Raw genomic sequence first — 17,427 nt, 5'->3', positions numbered from 1 at the left:
GGCTAGTGCACATGGCTTTCCCAGATGCACAACAATTGACCGATCTCCTACAACCCAAACTGGCTGAGCGGGGATTGGACGTAGAAGACATTAAAACCACCAAGGCGGGAAAGAAATCCCAGGTCATTATCCGTATTGACGGCGATAAGCGTCCTAGCTCCGATGTGTTGGAGGAAGTATCCAACGAGATTTCTGCCTTCTTTGATGACAAGGAAGCGCAAGGAGAGCTGAACTTCGGTGCAGGCTATACCTTGGAGGTCTCCACCCCCGGCGTGGACTTGCCGTTAACCGCCCCGCGCCACTGGCGCCGCAATCGGGGGCGCAAGGTCTCCTTTGACCTTGGCGATGGCAAGACGCACTCGGCGCGCATTGGCGCGCTTAACGACGCCGCCGATGCCGTAATTCTCATCACGGCAAGCAAAAAGGACGTGCAGGCGCGCGCCGAACGATTGGAAAACATTGCCCGGGCAGTGGTAGAAATTGAGTTTGCACAGCCGTCCGAACAAGAGTTAGAGGCAGTGCGCAAGACGTTTGAAGAAGCCGAGAATTAACCGGCAACCGAGAGGAATGACAAGTGAATATTGATCTACAGGCACTTCGTACCATCGAGTCCGAGCGCAACGTCCCCGTAAAGGACTTGCTGGAAGCGATTGCGGGTGCCTTGTTGTATTCCTACCTGGATTACCGCGAGTCTAATGCTGGCGGCAAGGTAGAAGGCGCCAAGTCCCGCGTCGATATCGACGCCACCACCGGTGCGGTCAGCGTCATTGTCTCGGAGCGCGACCCAGAAACTGGGGAAGTAACCACCGAATATGATGACACCCCGGAAAACTTTGGACGTGTGGGCGCGCAGGCCGTGCGCGAGGCCATCCTGCGCAAGCTGCGCGAGGCCGAGGCAGAGCGCACCTACGATTCCTATTCGGAGCTTACCGGTCGCGTTGTCAGCGGCATCGTCCAGCGTGATGCGCGCGCTAATGCCCGCGGCATCGTCGTGGTCCAGCTGGGCTCTGAGCTGGAGTCCCAAGACGGCATCTTGCTGCCGGCCGAGCAGATTCCGGGAGAAAAGCTCGAGCATGGTGACCGCATTAAGGCCTATGTCGTAGGCGTTAACCGCAACGGCGCCCAAGTACAGATCAATCTCTCCCGCACCCACCCGGAGCTGGTGCGTGGCCTTTTCGAGCTCGAAGTTCCAGAAGTTGCTGATGGCACCGTAGAAATGATTGCCATCGCCCGCGAGGCGGGACACCGCTCCAAGGTGGCCGTTGTGGGCCATGCCAAGGGCCTGAACGCTAAGGGAGCCTGCATCGGCCCGCGCGGTCAGCGCGTCAACAACATCATGCGCCAGCTCGGCGGTGAGAAGATTGACATTATCGACTTCAGCGAGGATCCAACGGTCTACGTAGGCAACGCATTGGCTCCCTCGAAGGTGGTCAAGGTCACCGTTGTAGACAATGAGGCGCAAATCGCGCGCGTGGTGGTGCCGGATTATCAGCTGTCCCTGGCTATTGGTAAAGAGGGGCAGAATGCCCGTCTAGCTGCCCGTTTGACCGGTTGGAAGATCGATATTCACTCGGACGCTGACGCTAATTAAGGATCTGCGCTTTTGTAGCGTAGGCTAGTAAACGGCCCAGTTGCAGATTGGGGCATATTGGCGACGCGAAAAGTAAGGAGTTGAATGTCTGAGAGACTAAGACTCCGGACCTGCATCGCTACTCGCCGCCGCCTGCCAGATACGGACTTGCTACGGGTGGTCATTGACCACGATGATCCGCACGGCCGCCGTCTGGTAGCAGATCCACACCGCCGGCTTCCCGGCCGCGGGGCGTGGATTAGCCCCACTCTTTCTGCACTCGAGCTAGCGGAGCGCAAACGCGCCTTCAAGCGCGCGCTTCGCACGTCCGCACCCGTGGACACAGGTCAGGTACGGCAGTACTTGGAAGCGCATAGCGGACAGGTACCTAGCGCGGAAAACGCCGCGTTGGATTCGTACGAACCAGAGTTACAAAGGAAGACCGAACACTGATGAGCGCACAACGATGAAGCATCAGCGATGAAAGTCCTACACACCTAACTAGGGGTCAGGCCAGTTTCCGCGGCCTTGACTCCTAGTCGATACCAAGAGGAGACAAGTGCCCGGAAAGCTACGTGTTCACGAGCTCGCAAAGCAGCTCGGAGTAACCAGCAAGGAACTGCTCGCCACCCTGAAAGAACAGGGTGAGTTTGTAAAGACTGCTTCTTCCACCATCGAACCGCCGGTGGTTAAGAAGATGCGAGCTCATTATGAAGCACAGTCCGGCGGCGATGACGCCGCCGAAAAGAAGCAAGACAATAAGCCTGCCAAGGGTGCCGCTAAGAGCACCGCAAAGGCGAGCGCCCCTAAGCCGGGTGCGAAGCCCGCTGCCCCCAAGCCGGGCGCAGAGGCGCCAAAGCCAGGCGCGAAGGCCGCTGCACCGAAGCCTGGCCAGGGCGCACCGAAGCCGGGACAGGGTGCTGCTGCTAAGCCCGGCGCAAAGCCAGCTGCCCCGAAGCCAGGTGCTCAGGCCCCGAAGCCTGGTGCTAAGCCTGCTGCACCGAAGCCTGGCCAGGGCGCACCGAAGCCAGACCAGGCTGGCGGCAAGAAGTCGGGCGAGCGCCCGACCCCAGGCAATTCCATGCCTCGTCCAATGCCGAAGCCAGGCGGTTCCCGTCGCGTAGCCAATAACCCGTTCTCCACGGGTGGCGGCGACAACCGTCCGGGCCCCCGTCCAGGCGGTTCCAAGGGTCAGCGTGGCGGCAATAAGCCAGGCGATAACCGCGGTAAGCGCGGTGGCCAGAACGAGGGCGGAAATAACCGCCAGGGTGGCAATAACCAGGGTGGCGGCGGTCGTCGTCCATCCCCGGCCATGATGCCGTCCCACCCGAACCCTGCGTCGATGCCGTCTAAGGCACCGAGCGGCGGTGGACGTGGTGGTCGCGGTCGCGGCGGTCGCGGCGGTCCGGGTCACGGTGGCCCAGGTGGTGGCCGTCCAGGCGGTTTCCGCGGAGGCGGACGCGGCGGACGTCGCGGCGGCACCGCGGGTGCATTCGGCCGTCCAGGTGGCGCTCCACGTAAAGGCAAGAAGTCCAAGCGTCAGAAGCGCCATGAGTACGAGGAGCAGCAAAAGCATGTCGTAGGCGGCGTGCGCTTGCCAGATGGCAAGGGCCAGACCGTCCGCCTGCGTCGTGGCGCATCCCTGTCTGACTTCGCCGAGAAGATCGGCGCGGATCCGGCAGCACTGGTGCAGGCACTGTTCAACCTCGGTGAAATGGTGACGGCAACCGCTTCCGTATCGGAAGATACGTTGCAGCTGCTTGGCTCCGAGATCAATTACAACGTCGAGGTCGTCTCCCCTGAAGACGAGGACCGCGAGCTGCTCGAGTCCTTCGACCTGAAGTTCGGCGAGGACGAAGGCGGCGAGGAAGCACTGGAGAATCGTCCTCCAGTCGTCTCCGTTATGGGTCACGTTGACCACGGTAAGACCCGCCTGTTGGACGCCATCCGTAAGACCAACGAGGGCGCCCGCGAGGAAGGCGGCATCACCCAGGGCATTGGTGCCTATCAAACCACGGTGGACGTGGACGGCGAGCGCACCATCACCTTCCTGGATACCCCGGGCCACGAGGCCTTTACCGCCATGCGCGCCCGTGGTGCTAAGTCCACCGACTTGGCCATCCTCGTGGTTGCCGCCGATGACGGCGTTATGCCGCAGACTGTGGAGGCCATCAACCACGCCAAGGCTGCCGATATTCCGGTCGTCGTGGCTGTGAACAAGGTGGATAAGCCGGAAGCTCAGCCGGATAAGATCCGTGGCCAGCTCACCGAGTACGGCCTAGTTCCGGAAGAGTACGGCGGTGACACCATGTTCGTGGATATCTCCGCGAAGCAGGGCAAGAACATTGACCAGTTGCTTGAGTCGGTCATCTTGACCGCGGATGCCGCCTTGGAGCTGACCGCTAACCCTGACATGGACGCACAGGGCGTGGCCATTGAGTCGCACCTGGATCGCGGCCGTGGTCCGGTGGCAACGGTCATCATTCAGCGCGGTACCTTGCACGTGGGTGACTCCATCGTCGTCGGTGATGCGCACGGTCGTGTCCGCCGCATGCTCGATGAGTTTGGCCAAGATGTCGAAGAGGCTGGCCCATCCCGTCCGGTGCAGGTCCAGGGTCTGTCCGGTGTGCCGGGTGCAGGCGATAACCTGCTCGTGGTGGAAGACGACCGCGTCGCCCGCCAGATTGCTAACCAGCGTGATGCTCGCAAGCGCTCTGCCCTGCAGGCCAAGCAGCGCAAGCGCGTCTCCCTGGAGGATCTGGACAAGGTATTGCAGGAGACTTCGACCCTCAACCTCATCCTCAAGGGCGACAACGCCGGTTCCGTCGAGGCACTGGAAGATGCCCTGCTGGATATCAAGACCGAGGACGAAGTTGAGCTCAACATCATCGACCGTGGTGTCGGTGCTGTGACCGAGACCAACGTATCTCTCGCAGCGGCTTCCGATGCCGTCATTATTGCCTTCAACACCCGTGCGGAAGGCAAGGCGACGGAGATGGCCACCCAAGAGGGCGTGGATATTCGCTACTACACGATCATCTACAAGGCCATCGAAGAGGTCGAGGCTGCGCTCAAGGGCATGCTCAAGCCGATTTACGAGGAACGCGACACCGGTGCGGCCGAAATCCGCGCCCTGTTCAAGTCCTCCGCGGTGGGTACCATCGCCGGCTGCATGGTTACCGAGGGCAAGGTTGTCCGCAACGGCAAGGTTCGCCTGCTGCGCGATAACAACGTCATCACTGCCGATGCCAAGATTGAGTCTTTGCGTCACGAAAAGGACGACGCAACCGAGATCAAGGCCGGCTACGAGTGCGGTATGGTGCTCTCTTACCCGGATATCCAGGTAGGCGACATCATCCAGGCCTACGAAGAGGTCGAGGTTCCGCGCGACTAAACGTCGCCGTCTCAAGGCCCGCTTCCGCTCCCGCCGTCCCCACTGCATGTGCTGCCAGCACACAGTAGGGAAGGCCCGGGGAGATTGGAAGCGGGCCTTGTGCTATTTCTGCGTCTGTGAGTTGAGGGCGCCGTGGGTGCCGCTGCCTACAGGCGCTGCCGCGACGGGTTTTCATTGTCCGCGATTCGGCACTAAACTGGTGGTTTCTTCTACCGGTTGGCGGTAATTTTAGAGATAGATTCTTTTTGAGCTGGGAGGTTCACATGGTCGATCACGCACGCGCAGCGCGCATGGCCAAGCGCATTCAGGAAATCGTGGCAAGCGCCATCGAACGCCAGATTAAGGATCGCCGCCTCGAGTTGGTGACCATTACGGATACTCGAGTGACGGGCGACCTGCACGATGCCACCGTTTTTTATACCGTGCGCGGAAAAGACATCGACTCCGAGCCAGATTTCGCACAAGCAGAAGAAGCCCTCAAACGCGCTAAAGGTCAGCTGCGCAAGATTGTGGGCGATCAACTCTCGGTGCGGTTTACCCCGACGCTAACCTTCGAGGTCGATACCGTTCCGGAGGCCTCTGCTCATATGGAAGAACTTCTGGCCCGTGCTCGCGCCCGCGATGAAGAACTGGCAAAGCTGAAGGAAAACGCCCAGCCGGCAGGGGATGCGAACCCGTATAAAACCTCCGATGAAGACGAGGCCTAAGTGACCAAGAAGCAATACGAGCCGGCAGTTGCCGCTTTGCACGATGCTCACAGCATCTGCATTGTGACGCACCTGCGGCCGGATGCCGATGCCATCGGCTCTGCTGCGGCGTTGCTGCTCGCGCTGCGTCAACGGGGCAAAGACGTGTGTGCCGTTGTGGGCCAGGAGCGGGAAATTTCCCGTAACCTTTACACCATTCCTGCCGCCGACGACGTCACCACTGGTCGTAAGCTGCCGGAAGGCTATGACCTCTACGTCACCGTTGATTGTGGTTCTTTGGACCGAACGGGGTTCTTTGCGGATCGGATTGAACAGCTAGCCCAGCAGGGCCGGGTTTTGTGCATTGACCATCATTCTTCTAACCCAGGGTTTGGTGCGATCAATGTGGTGGACACTGAATGTGAATCCACCACCGTGGTATTGCTGAGAATCCTGGATTCACTGGAGATTCAGATTGACCGTCATATTGCGCACTGCTTATATGCCGGTTTGATGACCGATACTGGCAGCTTCCGCTGGGGTAGACCGGCTATGCATGATATCGCCACCCGCCTCATGCACTACGATCTTGATACCAAGCAGATCGCAGCTGACCTTTTAGATTCCACCACTCCGGACGATCTTCAGATGATCGGTAGGGTATTGGCCGGTTTGCGCCTCGAAGAAGTAGCGGAGCACACCCTAGGCATTCTCGTCGCGCGGCTGGAAGATATCCAGGGACACTCCGATTCGGCTATCGAATCACTAGTGGAGTTCGTTCGCGCGCTTGAAGGAACCACCGTCGGCGTGGTGTTTAAGGAACAAGCTCCGGAGGTGTGGGCGGTTTCTTTGCGTTCTTCTTGCATTGATTGTTCTTCGGTGGCGCTAACCTTCGGCGGCGGCGGGCATGTACCGGCCGCGGGCTATACCGCCCACGGGGCCCCTGAAGAGATTATTAAGGAATTGGTGGCCGCTATCCAATGAGAAATAGGCAGACGGATGGAATGAACGCTGAGGATCGCTCCACCGCCGGCACGGTAACCGCACGCGAGGTCTTTGGCCTCGCGTTTCCCGCGCTTGGCGTACTTGCGGCCATGCCGCTCTACCTTTTGCTAGATACCGCGGTTGTCGGGCGTCTTGGTGCGCAAGAGCTCGCCTCGCTTGCTGCAGCCACCACAATTCACTCCGTGGTGACGACGCAGTTGACTTTCTTGTCCTACGGCACGACCGCTCGCTCTGCTCGGCTCTTTGGCTCCGGCAAGCGCGAAGCTGCGGTTGCTGAAGGCGTGCAAGCCACCTATGTGGCTCTAGGAGTAGGCGGGCTGCTCGCGGTAATCATGTGGATTTTCGGCGGAGTATTTGCCCGTGCTCTAACTGGTGATCCCACTACAGCCGCTGGGACGGCCTTGTGGCTGCGTATCGCAGCTCTGGCTATTCCCGTTACTCTGGTGGAGATGGCCGGAAACGGCTGGATGCGTGGTGTCCAAGATACGAAGAAGCCACTGTACTTTACTTTGTCGGGCATGATTCCCGGCGCTATTGCGGTGCCCATCTTCGTTCATTTCTGGGGGCTGGCAGGCTCGGCCATTGCCACGGTATTAGGCATGAGCATTATTGCTGCGCTATTCGTCCGCGAATTGCACAGGGAACATACCGGCTCCTGGCATTTTCAGTGGCATGTGGTACGCGAACAGCTCATCTTAGGCCGCGATCTTATTTTGCGTTCGGCTAGCTTCCAGGTGGCGTTTCTTACCGCCACGGCTGTGGTCTCCCGCGTTGGTACCGCTTCTTTGGCCGGTCACCAGATCATGATGCAGCTGTGGAACTTCATGTCCCTCATCTTGGATTCGTTGGCCATTGCCGCGCAATCATTGACTGGTGCTGCACTAGGTGCTGGCTCTGCGCGGCACGCACGAAGTGTGGGCAGCAAGGTGGCGTTGTACTCTACGATTTTCTCTGGCCTCTTGGCTGTCGTATTTGCTGCTGGTGCAGGGATTATTCCGCGCATCTTCACCTCCGCTCCGGAAGTGCTCGATGCCATCTCTCAGCCGTGGTGGATCCTGGTAGCCATGGTTATCGGCGGTGGCGTGGTCTTCGCCTTCGATGGTGTCTTGCTGGGCGCGGGCGATGCTGCGTTCCTGCGCACGCTGACCATTTCTTCGGTCCTGGTGGGATTTTTGCCGGGCGTTATCTTGGCGCACTTCATGGGTACAGGCTTAACCGGCGTGTGGTGTGGCCTCGCCGCTTTCATTGCTTTCCGCATGGTGGGTGTGGTCTACCGGTTCCGTTCGATGAAATGGGCCGTAGTACAGGAGCGCTAGCTGCGCTAAAGTGGGCGTGTTCATACTCTCGCGCGGTGCTCGGCTCCGTGCAGCGCGCAGATTCTAGGAAGGCGGGTGAGAAACCTATGCCAACAGTGTGGGCGGTTTCTGACTTGCATGGAGCGGTCAAAACCAATAGCGAGCGCATTGATCAGCTCACCCCGCCCGATCCCGCAGATTGGCTCATCGTGGCCGGGGACGTTGCAGAACGCGCCGATCTCATTATTCGTATTTTGCGCCAGCTTAATGATCGCTACGCCAGGGTCATCTGGGTGCCGGGTAACCATGAGCTATTTACCCGCTCCCAGGACCGGTATCAAGGCCGAGAAAAGTATACGCACCTGGTGGAAAGGTGCAGGGAAATTGGAGTTATTACTCCCGAAGACCCGTATCCGGTATTCCACGGGACCACCATCGTTCCGCTATTTACTTTGTATGATTACAGTTTCCGTCCGCATGGCCTTAGCGTGGACGAAGCTATTGACGCGGCGCGCGCAAAACAACTGATGATGACCGATGAGTTCGCCATCGCCCCCTTCGTAGACGTGCGGGCGTGGTGTTGGGACAGGTTGGCCTATTCCATCAAGCGCCTTTCCCGAGTACATGGTCCTACCGTGTTGGTTAACCATTGGCCGTTGGTCCAAGAGCCGACAATGTTATTGCGCTTTCCTGAAATTGCCTTGTGGTGCGGAACCAGGCATACGCGGTCGTGGCCGCGGCGCTATAACGCGCAGTCCGTCGTCTATGGGCACCTGCATATGCCGTCTCGCATGAATGTGGACGGCGTTGATCACATCGAAACGTCATTGGGATATCCGCGTGAATGGCAGGGGCGTGAGAGCGCCCAGGCATGGCCCTATCCGGTACTGCGTTCCTTTGTAGAGGAGGGGACACGATGATGTATCCAGAGCTATTTCCAGAAAGTGCGCGCTATTGCTACGTACGCACGGACTCGAGCTATACGGATTTGGCCAATTTTGAAGAACTCGCGGCCGAAGAAAAGTCTCTGGTTTCCCAGGCAGTTGATGTACGCAAGGCTGAGTTCGGAGATGCTCGGTGGTGCGCGCACCGAGCCTTGCAGGAATTGGGGGCCAGCCCGGCGACGCCGATTCTGCGCGGCGAGCGGGGCATGCCGCTGTGGCCCGAGGGTTTTGTAGGCTCGATGACGCATACCGAGGGCATGCGAGCTGCGGTGGTTGCCCCTACCTCAGCCTTAAAATCTGTGGGCCTGGATGCAGAACCCGCCGAACCGCTGCCGGATCATGTGCTCACCATGATTGCCCGAGCGGGGGAGATGCCGCAGCTTTTGCGGCTTCGTGAGGCGGGGATTACCTGCCCGGACCGATTGCTTTTTTGTGCCAAGGAGGCCACATATAAGTCGTGGTTTCCCATGACCTTTCGCTGGCTGGACTTTGACCAAGCAGAAATTGACCTGCGCGAGGACGGCACGCTTATTTCCTATATTTTAGCTAGGCCCACACCGGTACCTTTTATCACTGGGCGCTGGGTAATTCGAGACGGCTATGTTATCGTCTCCACCTCGGTTCCGGCTTTAGACTTTAGCCGCTAAAGGGTAGAGGGCCGTGCCACAAATACGGTGGCTAGGCGCTTGCCTTTTTCTTTAATGAGCGCCACGGCTTGACCATTAGGGGCCACAGCAGCGTGGACGCCCTTGAGTCCGCGGGGCTCAAGCCACTTGCCCATGGCGAGGGCGGCTGCCTCCTCCTCCGTGACGGAAAGGACGGGGAAGCAGCGAGCCAAGGCCTCATCCAAGCTGAGGGAAAGGCGAGGGGATTCGGCAAGGGCGTCGAGCGAGAGGGCGTCGGCAAGCGCAAAAGGGCCCACCTCAGTGCGGCGCAAGGCGGTCAGGTGCCCGCCCACCTGCAGGGCCTCGCCCAGATCGCGGGCCAGGGAGCGAATATAGGTGCCGGAAGAGCAATCCACCGTGACGTCTAGATCGATGTAGTCGCCCTTGCGGCGCTCTGCCAGAACGTCAAACCTATCTACTGTTACTGGGCGGGCGGGAATGTCTACCTCCTGGCCTTCGCGTACTAGCTCATGGGCACGGCGGCCGTTAATTTTAATAGCGGATACGGCCGCGGGCTTTTGCATAATATCGCCGGTGAGCTTGGTAATCTCTGCCTCGATTGCGGTGCGGTCAATGGCCGCAGCGCTAGCGCCCCAGCAGTGTTCTCCCTCGGCGTCATCGGTTGTGGTGGCGGCGCCGAGGCGAATGGTGGCGTCGTAGGACTTAGTGGAGGCAACCATGTGGGCCAAGAACTTGGTGCCACGCTCCACGCCAAGGACAAGCACGCCGGTGGCCATGGGGTCGAGAGTGCCGGCGTGGCCTACCTTCTTGATGTGAAAGTACCTGCGTAGGCGGCCGACAACATCGTGGGAGGTCATGCCGGCGGGTTTGTCTACGATGACGAGTCCGGAGTTTGCGAGCGCATCAGTCATAGCCTCTAAGTCTATGCTCTACGATGGTCTGCGTGGATATTTGGTACGGAATCGATGACATCCCCGCGGAAATGGGCCCAACGTCAGTAACCATCGGCGTCTTTGACGGCCTGCACCGGGGCCATCAGCAGCTCATCTCCGCCTGCGTGGAGCATGCACGCGCTCATGGTGAGCGCCCTGTCATGGTGACCTTTGACCCGCACCCAGTGTCGGTATTCCTCCCGGAGCGTGCGCCCCTGGCGGTGTTGAGCTTTGAACGCCGACTGGAATTGGCCGAAGAGATGGGCATTGCAGCCGTGCTCGTTATTGACTTCACCCGAGACCTTGCTGGGGTGGAGCCACGGCCCTACGTAGAGGATTTATTGGTAGGAAAGCTCGCAGCACAGCACATCGTGGTAGGCGAGAACTTCACCTTTGGCGCCGGCGCCACCGGAACCGCCCAGGCTATGCAGGACTTTGGTGCCGAGTTCGGCTTTAGTGTCGAAATTGTCCCACTGCTGGATGATGAGGGCGTGCGCATTTGCTCCACCCACATCCGTGAGTGCCTTGCGCAGGGGGACATCGAATCCGCAAACTGGGCTCTCGGTCGCCATTTCACCGTGACCGGCCCCGTAGTGCGCGGCGCAGGACGTGGTGGCAAGGAGCTCGGATTCCCCACTGCCAATCAGTATTTCCCGGATACGGTGGCCATCCCGGCCGATGGCGTGTACGCGGGCTGGTTCATCGTGCACTCTGATTTCTCTATCGAAGGGGATATGCGCCCTGGCGTGGCCTATGCGGCCGCTATTTCCGTAGGCACCAACCCCACCTTCGGCGATGAGCAGCGCTCTATCGAGTCCTTTGTGCTCGACCGCGACGCTGACCTGTACGGCTACGAGGCCACGGTGCACTTTGTGGGCCACCTCCGCGATATGGTGAAGTTCAATTCCGTAGACGAGCTGCTAGAAGCGATGGCCAATGACGTAGCCAAGGCCCGCGAGGTGCTCGCTGCCGATGCTAAGGCGCAGGGCTGGACCGCGAAAGACTACTTCCTGCGGGAGAAATAAATGAAGGCGATTCTCGATCTTGATACCGGCATTGATGATGCCCTAGCGCTGGCGTACGCCAGCGCCCATCCGGACCTGGACCTAATCGGCGTGACCTGCACGTACGGCAACGTGACCGTGCCCTTAGCCGTGCGCAATACACTGGCCCTTCTAGAGCTACTGGGTCAAGACGATATTCCAGTCTTTGCCGGGCCTAGCCCGGATGGTTTTCGGCCAAGCGAGATTTCTCCTTTTATCCACGGTCACAACGGCGTGGGGGAGGTCCTTCTTCCGCCGGCAACTACCCAGGCGCAGTCCCAACCTGCGGCCGATTTCCTTATCGAGGCTGTGCACGAGCACGGCGATGATTTAGTAATCATTCCGACCGGCCCGTCCACCACGATTGCTGCCGCCATGCAGCAGGATCCTTCCTTTGCCACGGCCGCACACCTGGTGATGATGGGTGGGGCTCTCACCGTTCCTGGCAACGTCACGCCGTGGTCTGAGGCCAATATCTCCCAGGATCCGGAAGCTACGGATTATCTCTTCCGCCACACTAGCGATACCACCATGGTTGGTTTGGATGTTACCTTGCGCACGCTTTTGACCACGGCGGAGTCCGCTCGTTGGCGCGCTACCGGTACCCGCGCCGGCCGCGTCTTTGCGGATATGGTGGACTATTATATCCGCGCTTATGCCACCACATCGCCCCACTTGGGCGGGTGCGGCCTGCACGATCCATTGGCCGTTGCGGTGGCGGCAGATGCCTCGCTTGTCGACGTCCTTTCGATAAACCTCAAGACTGACACCGCCGGCCCTACCCGTGGACGGACAATCGCGGATGAAACGCGATTGGATGCGCCGCCCACCGCCCGTGTGGCTGCGGGTGTGGATAGTGAGCGCTTTGTGCGAGAGTTTGTCGAACGCCTTGAGACGCTCTTCAGCGAGCTCTAAAAGCACAGCCTAGAAGCCATGTGGTTTTGATTTTTTCTGCCTGGGCGCTGTAAGGTGTTTGTTTGGCTTAGCGACTGCGGTTCACAGCAGTTGCGGCACGCACAAGTAATGCGCCCAGCGCAGGCTTAAGCGTCACGATAATGTGGACTGAAATAAAGGAGAAATACTCATGGCATTGACCACTGAGAAGAAGGCCGAAATCCTCAAGGAGTACGGCCTGCACGAAACCGATACCGGTTCCCCTGAGGCGCAGGTTGCCCTGCTGACCTCCCGCATCAATACTTTGACCGAGCACCTGAAGTTCCACAAGCACGATCACCACTCCCGTCGTGGTCTGCTGCTGATGGTTGGTCGCCGTCGTGGCCTGCTGAAGTACCTGGCTGAGAACAACGTCGATCGCTACCGTGATCTGATCTCTCGCCTGGGTTTGCGCCGTTAAGTTCGGCCCAGCTTCGGCCACCTCGCCCCGCCGTTTGGCGGGGCTTTTGTGGTTTTTCTGTTAGAATTTGACAGCGTTGTCATAGACAAAATCGACCAGGCGGCACCGACGATCGCCTAAACCACTCAAGGAGACATTTTTTAATGAGCGTTCAGAACTCCGTCGATTTCAATATTGACGAGGACTTTGGCATTACCGAGGCCATTGCCACGCTAGACAATGGTGACTTTGGCACCCGCACCCTGCGCTTTGAAACCGGCCAGCTGGCCCGGCAGGCAGACGGCTCCGTGACCACCTACTTGGACGATGACACCATGTTGTTGGCCACGACCACCGCGTCCAACCAACCGCGCGAGGGATTTGATTTCTTCCCGCTGACTGTGGACGTAGAAGAGCGCATGTACGCGGCCGGCAAGATTCCAGGCTCCTTTTTCCGCCGTGAGGGCCGTCCTTCTTCTGAAGCCATCCTGGCATGCCGCCTTATCGACCGCCCGCTGCGCCCAACCTTTGTCAAGGGCCTGCGCAACGAGGTCCAGGTCGTTGTCACCGTGATGTCTCAGGATCCGGAAGAGTACTACGACGTCGTTGCTATCAACGGCGCTTCCGCCGCCACCCAGCTGTCCGGCTTGCCCGTTTCCGGCGCTGTCGGCGGTGTCCGCATGGCACTGATCGCTGATGATAAGCACCCCGAGGGCCAGTGGGTGGCCTTCCCTAACCACGAGCAGCACGAGCGCGCTCTCTTTGAGATGGTCGTTGCCGGCCGCATTGTCAAAAAGGGCCGCAAGGACGACGTAGCCATCATGATGGTCGAGGCCGGTGCCGGCACCAACGTTGCTGAGCGTATTGCCGACGGCGCTCCTGCACCGCAGGAAGCAACCGTTGCTGAAGGCTTGGAAGCAGCAAAGCCATTCATTAAGACCTTGTGCGAAGCCCAGAACGGTCTCGCGGAGCGTGCCGCCAAGGAAACCCAGGAGTTCCCACTCTTCCCGGCATACGGCGATGATGTCTTCGCGGCAGTGGAAAAGGCTGCTACCAAGGAGCTAGAGAAGCTGCTGACCATTCCGGGCAAGCAGGAACGTGACGACGCCACCAATGAATACATGGAGCAGGTCGAAGAAAAGCTCTTGGACCAGTTCGAGGACTTGGAAGAGGCCGATGCGTCTAAGCAGATTCGCGGCGCTTATAACGCTTTGATGAAGCAGATCGTACGCCAGAAGATCCTCTCCGAGGGCTTCCGTATCGATGGCCGCGGCGTTAGCGATATCCGTGACCTCTCCGTTGAGGTGGACCTGGTTCCGCGTGCTCACGGTTCCTCCCTGTTCGAGCGCGGTGAGACCCAGATTCTGGGTGTTACCACCCTGGACATGCTCAAGATGGAGCAGCAGATTGATTCCCTGACCCCGGTGGAATCCAAGCGCTATATGCACCACTACAACTTCCCGCCATTCTCCACTGGCGAGACTGGCCGCGTGGGCTCCCCGAAGCGCCGCGAGATCGGCCACGGTGCATTGGCCGAGCGCGCTCTGCTTCCGGTCATCCCATCCCGCGAGGACTTCCCGTACGCCATCCGCCAGGTCTCTGAGGCCTTGGGCTCCAATGGCTCGACCTCTATGGGCTCTGTGTGTGCCTCCACCTTGTCCCTCTACAATGCCGGTGTTCCGCTGAAGGCTCCGGTAGCTGGCATCGCTATGGGCCTGGTCTCTGGCGAGGTAAATGGCAAGGAAAAGTTCGTCGCCCTGACGGATATCCTCGGTGCCGAGGATGCCTTCGGCGATATGGACTTTAAGGTCGCCGGTACCTCTGAGTACATCACCGCCCTGCAACTGGACACCAAGTTGGATGGCATCCCGTCTAAGGTCCTGGCCCAGGCCCTGGAGCAGGCTCGCGATGCCCGTTCTACCATCCTGGAAACCATGGCTGAGGTCATCGATACCCCGGATGAGATGTCCGGCCTTGCTCCAAAGATTACCTCCGTCAAGATCCCGGTTAATAAGATCGGTGAGCTTATCGGACCAAAGGGCAAGACCATCAACCAGATCACCGAGGAAACCGGCGCCGATGTCTCCATTGAGGATGATGGAACCGTCTACGTTTCCGCTGCTACCGGTGAGGCCGCGGATGCTGCCATCGATAAGGTGAACTCCATTGCAAACCCACAGCTGCCGAAGGTTGGAGAGCGCTTCCTGGGCACCGTGGTAAAAACCGTGCCGTTCGGCGCATTCGTTTCCTTGACCCCGGGTCGCGATGGCTTGATCCACATTTCTAACCTGGGTGGCGACGAGCGCATCGAGAAGGTAGAAGACGTCATCAACGTTGGCGATAAGGTTCAGGTAGAAATCGCGGATATCGATAACCGCGGCAAGATTTCCCTGGTTCCGGTGGAGGACTAATTCCTAAACCCAAAGAAGGCTCTGCCTTCCAGCTCACTCGCTGGATGGTAGAGCCTTTCTTCGTAGGTGTGCACCAACTAGAGGTGCCGCTAAACGTTAGTTCTGGAAGTCGATGACCACGCGCGAGGGCTCTTTCAGATACGTCACGGAGTAGGCAGTCTTCTTCTCTAGCCCAATAATAAGCTGTGTTTGTGCCTCAAAGGTGGTGGTGTAGTTGACTGCGCTGACCACCCCGGCACCAGGGGTAGTGCCTGGCTGCATGTACTTTTCTTTTAGCTCTGGGGTAGAAGGCCACGGCGTTCCCTCAATGCCTAGGTTGAGGAAGGTATTTCCTTGGACCTCAACCGGCTTTCCGGATGCCTGTTGGGCAGGGCTATCAGTATAGGAAGTAAACCACCCCGGTTCACCTTCGCCCTCCATGTCAATGACGACGCGGGTGAACCCATCGTGCGCCCCCACCCGCACGCCCGTGGGGACGAAGTTTCCGAGACTCTTTGGCATATGCTGTTGGTCCTCGAGAGAGGCCGTGCCCATACCGGCGAACGCCATTGAGGCAGAGTCTTGGGGGAGTTTTTGCTTTTCTGCATCCGCCGTTGAGGTATTGCGCGGTGCAGAAGTGGTGGCAGGGGTAGGGGAGCTGTTCTGAACTTCAGCAGTGTCGGTAGTTGACTGAACCTCACTGAAAGCCGGCGTGCCTGCCTGCGTAGTGTCCTTATCGGAACAAGCGGCAAGTGCTAACGCGCATCCTGCACTGATGGCCACGGCGATAGTGCGAGAGAAAATTGAGGGAGACATATTCATCACTTCCTTGGTGCTTACCGTGTTGCTACACCCATTCTACTGGGGCAGATGGGACAACCATTAGGAAGTGATGCAAGTGTTAATCCGTGTGATGGGGGGAGGGTGCGACTACTTCTTCAGTTCCACGAGCTGAATAAGGTTGCCCACGGTGTCATCAAAAACAGCGATGATGGACGGCCCGACATCGGTGGGCTCCATGGTGAACTTCACGCCCTTGTCACTGAGCTCCTTATATTCGGTTTCCACATCGGCGGACAGGAACTGCGTGACCGGAATACCGTCCGCCTTGAGCGCTGCGGCATAGTCTTTGGCGGCGGGATGGCCCTTCGGTTCCAGAAGCAGCTCGGTATTTCCCTCACCTTCAGCATTGGTAACAGTAAGTCACCGAAAATCGCCGTGAGTTACGTCATCCTTGATTCGGAAGCCAAGGGTATTGACGTAAAAATCGTGAGCGCGGGCAACGTCGTCTACAGGGACGGAAGCGATATATATCTGCATGCTCGCCATCCTAGTGAGACTGAGGGCATCGTCGAAGAGCGCAAGTCCATTCCAAGGCAGGCGAGGAATTGTGCAACCCCCATGCGCGTTAGGATGGGGAGAAAAGTACTACCGATGTGGCTGAAGAAGGAGAACACACCATGGCTATCAAGGTTGGCGTACTGGGCGCGCATGGACGCGTAGGCCAGGCAATCGTTGAAGGTGTCAACGCGGAAGATGACCTCGATCTGGTAGCGGAAATTGACCGCGGTGATGATTTGCAGCAGCTTATCGACGCCCACGCTGAGGTCATTGTGGACTTTACCCAGCCAGATTCCGTAATGGGAAACCTTGAATTCTGCATCGCAAACGGGATTCACTGCGTGGTGGGAACCACCGGCTTTGATAAGGAGCGCTTGGCTCAGGTAGAGGAGTGGACCAAGCAGGACGGTGCCGGCAATGTCCTCATTGCGCCGAACTTTGCCATTTCCGCAGTGCTCACGATGGTGCTAGCTAAGCAGGCTGCTAAGTTCTTTGAGACTGCAGAGGTTATCGAATTCCACCACCCAACCAAGTTGGATGCGCCGTCCGGTACTGCGATCCATACTGCCGAAGGAATTGCCGCCGCCCGCAAGGAGGCTGGTCTGGGTGACATGCCGGATGCTACGGAAAAGCAGCTCGATGGTGCCCGCGGCGCCACCGTCGACGGCATTCCGGTTCACGCGGTTCGCACCCGTGGCATGGTGGCACACGAAGAGGTTGTCTTTGGTGCTCAAGGTCAGTCGCTGACCATCCGTCAGGATTCTTATGACCGCGCGTCCTTTACACCAGGCGTACTGGTGGGCGTGCGCCAAATTGCGGACCACCCGGGCCTAGTCGTAGGCCTTGATAAGTACCTGGGGCTTTAAAC

16 protein-coding genes and 1 pseudogene are annotated in these 17,427 nt (G+C 58.8%); 14 read left to right on the top strand and 3 right to left on the bottom strand.

Annotation, left to right across the window (positions count from 1 at the left end):
• Positions 1 to 11: 11 nt before the first annotated feature.
• The 9 genes from rimP (at position 12) to RAE04_RS00700 (ending at position 9,541) form a co-directional block, all read left to right on the top strand.
• Positions 12 to 551, top strand: a complete 540-nt coding sequence (rimP, locus tag RAE04_RS00740) for a ribosome maturation factor RimP (RefSeq protein WP_239273077.1) — start codon at positions 12 to 14, stop codon at positions 549 to 551.
• A 23-nt stretch (positions 552 to 574) separates the two neighbouring features.
• Positions 575 to 1,591, top strand: coding sequence for a transcription termination factor NusA (nusA, locus tag RAE04_RS00735; RefSeq protein WP_198491606.1), 1,017 nt, complete (start codon positions 575 to 577; stop codon positions 1,589 to 1,591).
• 84 nt (positions 1,592 to 1,675) lie between these two features.
• Positions 1,676 to 2,023 carry a YlxR family protein gene (locus RAE04_RS00730; RefSeq protein ID WP_239273075.1) on the top strand — a complete coding sequence of 116 codons (348 nt, stop codon included), beginning with the start codon at positions 1,676 to 1,678 and terminating at the stop codon, positions 2,021 to 2,023.
• Between the two features lie 106 nt (positions 2,024 to 2,129).
• Entirely contained in the window at positions 2,130 to 4,964 is a 2,835-nt protein-coding gene (gene infB / locus RAE04_RS00725) for a translation initiation factor IF-2 (RefSeq protein ID WP_317026084.1), read from the top strand.
• A 263-nt stretch (positions 4,965 to 5,227) separates the two neighbouring features.
• Entirely contained in the window at positions 5,228 to 5,671 is a 444-nt protein-coding gene (gene rbfA, locus RAE04_RS00720; protein ID WP_239194447.1) for a 30S ribosome-binding factor RbfA, read from the top strand.
• The gene (locus tag RAE04_RS00715) at positions 5,672 to 6,634 is read left to right on the top strand and encodes a bifunctional oligoribonuclease/PAP phosphatase NrnA (RefSeq protein WP_317026083.1); all 963 of its coding nucleotides are present in this window, start codon (positions 5,672 to 5,674) and stop codon (positions 6,632 to 6,634) included.
• The gene (locus RAE04_RS00710) at positions 6,631 to 7,971 is read left to right on the top strand and encodes an MATE family efflux transporter (RefSeq protein ID WP_317026082.1); all 1,341 of its coding nucleotides are present in this window, start codon (positions 6,631 to 6,633) and stop codon (positions 7,969 to 7,971) included. The genes RAE04_RS00715 and RAE04_RS00710 overlap by 4 nt, the downstream gene beginning before the upstream one ends.
• Before the next feature lie 86 nt (positions 7,972 to 8,057).
• Positions 8,058 to 8,870, top strand: coding sequence for a metallophosphoesterase family protein (locus RAE04_RS00705; RefSeq protein ID WP_284836256.1), 813 nt, complete (start codon positions 8,058 to 8,060; stop codon positions 8,868 to 8,870).
• Positions 8,867 to 9,541 (top strand): 4'-phosphopantetheinyl transferase, encoded by a 675-nt coding sequence (locus RAE04_RS00700; RefSeq protein WP_317026081.1) that lies wholly within the window; start codon positions 8,867 to 8,869, stop codon positions 9,539 to 9,541. Before RAE04_RS00705 ends, RAE04_RS00700 begins: the two co-directional genes overlap by 4 nt.
• On the opposite strand, the gene truB is transcribed toward RAE04_RS00700, so the two are convergent.
• Complete coding sequence (gene truB / locus RAE04_RS00695) at positions 9,538 to 10,431, bottom strand: tRNA pseudouridine(55) synthase TruB (protein ID WP_317026080.1); 894 nt, start codon at positions 10,429 to 10,431, stop codon at positions 9,538 to 9,540. The genes RAE04_RS00700 and truB overlap by 4 nt on opposite strands.
• 23 nt (positions 10,432 to 10,454) lie before the next feature.
• On the opposite strand from truB, the gene RAE04_RS00690 reads away from it, so the two are divergent.
• The 4 genes from RAE04_RS00690 to RAE04_RS00675 all read left to right on the top strand — a co-directional run bounded on the left by RAE04_RS00690 (position 10,455) and on the right by RAE04_RS00675 (position 15,239).
• Positions 10,455 to 11,477 (top strand): bifunctional riboflavin kinase/FAD synthetase, encoded by a 1,023-nt coding sequence (locus RAE04_RS00690; protein WP_198493218.1) that lies wholly within the window; start codon positions 10,455 to 10,457, stop codon positions 11,475 to 11,477.
• A complete protein-coding gene (locus RAE04_RS00685; protein ID WP_317026079.1) occupies positions 11,478 to 12,410 on the top strand; it encodes a nucleoside hydrolase in 933 nt (310 codons plus the stop codon).
• Between the two features lie 169 nt (positions 12,411 to 12,579).
• On the top strand, positions 12,580 to 12,849 hold the full coding sequence (rpsO, locus tag RAE04_RS00680) for a 30S ribosomal protein S15 (protein WP_005278802.1): 270 nt from the start codon (positions 12,580 to 12,582) through the stop codon (positions 12,847 to 12,849).
• A gap of 143 nt (positions 12,850 to 12,992) precedes the next feature.
• Positions 12,993 to 15,239 carry a polyribonucleotide nucleotidyltransferase gene (locus RAE04_RS00675; RefSeq protein WP_317026078.1) on the top strand — a complete coding sequence of 749 codons (2,247 nt, stop codon included), beginning with the start codon at positions 12,993 to 12,995 and terminating at the stop codon, positions 15,237 to 15,239.
• Between the two features lie 96 nt (positions 15,240 to 15,335).
• Here RAE04_RS00675 and RAE04_RS00670 read toward each other — a convergent pair whose 3' ends face one another.
• On the bottom strand, positions 15,336 to 16,034 hold the full coding sequence (locus tag RAE04_RS00670) for a hypothetical protein (protein ID WP_317026077.1): 699 nt from the start codon (positions 16,032 to 16,034) through the stop codon (positions 15,336 to 15,338).
• 114 nt (positions 16,035 to 16,148) lie between these two features.
• A pseudogene (locus tag RAE04_RS00665) lies at positions 16,149 to 16,538 on the bottom strand (VOC family protein).
• 140 nt (positions 16,539 to 16,678) lie between these two features.
• On the opposite strand from RAE04_RS00665, the gene dapB reads away from it, so the two are divergent.
• Positions 16,679 to 17,425, top strand: a complete 747-nt coding sequence (gene dapB, locus RAE04_RS00660; RefSeq protein WP_049377438.1) for a 4-hydroxy-tetrahydrodipicolinate reductase — start codon at positions 16,679 to 16,681, stop codon at positions 17,423 to 17,425.
• Positions 17,426 to 17,427 lie beyond the last annotated feature (2 nt).

Origin of the sequence: Corynebacterium sp. CTNIH16, from assembly GCF_032821655.1 — a bacterium.
Lineage (GTDB): Bacteria > Actinomycetota > Actinomycetes > Mycobacteriales > Mycobacteriaceae > Corynebacterium > Corynebacterium marquesiae.
This window is presented reverse-complemented; position numbering and strand designations above follow the sequence as displayed.

Excerpts from the sequence above, each read along its gene's own strand:
- RAE04_RS00730 (WP_239273075.1), top strand. The coding sequence starts at position 1,676 with ATGTCTGAGAGACTAAGACTCCGGACCTGCATCGCTACTCGCCGCCGC.
- rbfA (WP_239194447.1), top strand. The coding sequence starts at position 5,228 with ATGGTCGATCACGCACGCGCAGCGCGCATGGCCAAGCGCATTCAGGAA.
- dapB (WP_049377438.1), top strand. The coding sequence starts at position 16,679 with ATGGCTATCAAGGTTGGCGTACTGGGCGCGCATGGACGCGTAGGCCAG.
- RAE04_RS00710 (WP_317026082.1), top strand. The coding sequence starts at position 6,631 with ATGAGAAATAGGCAGACGGATGGAATGAACGCTGAGGATCGCTCCACC.
- RAE04_RS00700 (WP_317026081.1), top strand. The coding sequence starts at position 8,867 with ATGATGTATCCAGAGCTATTTCCAGAAAGTGCGCGCTATTGCTACGTA.
- rpsO (WP_005278802.1), top strand. The coding sequence starts at position 12,580 with ATGGCATTGACCACTGAGAAGAAGGCCGAAATCCTCAAGGAGTACGGC.
- RAE04_RS00670 (WP_317026077.1), bottom strand. The coding sequence starts at position 16,034 with ATGTCTCCCTCAATTTTCTCTCGCACTATCGCCGTGGCCATCAGTGCA.
- RAE04_RS00705 (WP_284836256.1), top strand. The coding sequence starts at position 8,058 with ATGCCAACAGTGTGGGCGGTTTCTGACTTGCATGGAGCGGTCAAAACC.
- RAE04_RS00685 (WP_317026079.1), top strand. The coding sequence starts at position 11,478 with ATGAAGGCGATTCTCGATCTTGATACCGGCATTGATGATGCCCTAGCG.
- truB (WP_317026080.1), bottom strand. The coding sequence starts at position 10,431 with ATGACTGATGCGCTCGCAAACTCCGGACTCGTCATCGTAGACAAACCC.
- RAE04_RS00690 (WP_198493218.1), top strand. The coding sequence starts at position 10,455 with ATGGTCTGCGTGGATATTTGGTACGGAATCGATGACATCCCCGCGGAA.
- RAE04_RS00675 (WP_317026078.1), top strand. The coding sequence starts at position 12,993 with ATGAGCGTTCAGAACTCCGTCGATTTCAATATTGACGAGGACTTTGGC.
- rimP (WP_239273077.1), top strand. The coding sequence starts at position 12 with ATGGCTTTCCCAGATGCACAACAATTGACCGATCTCCTACAACCCAAA.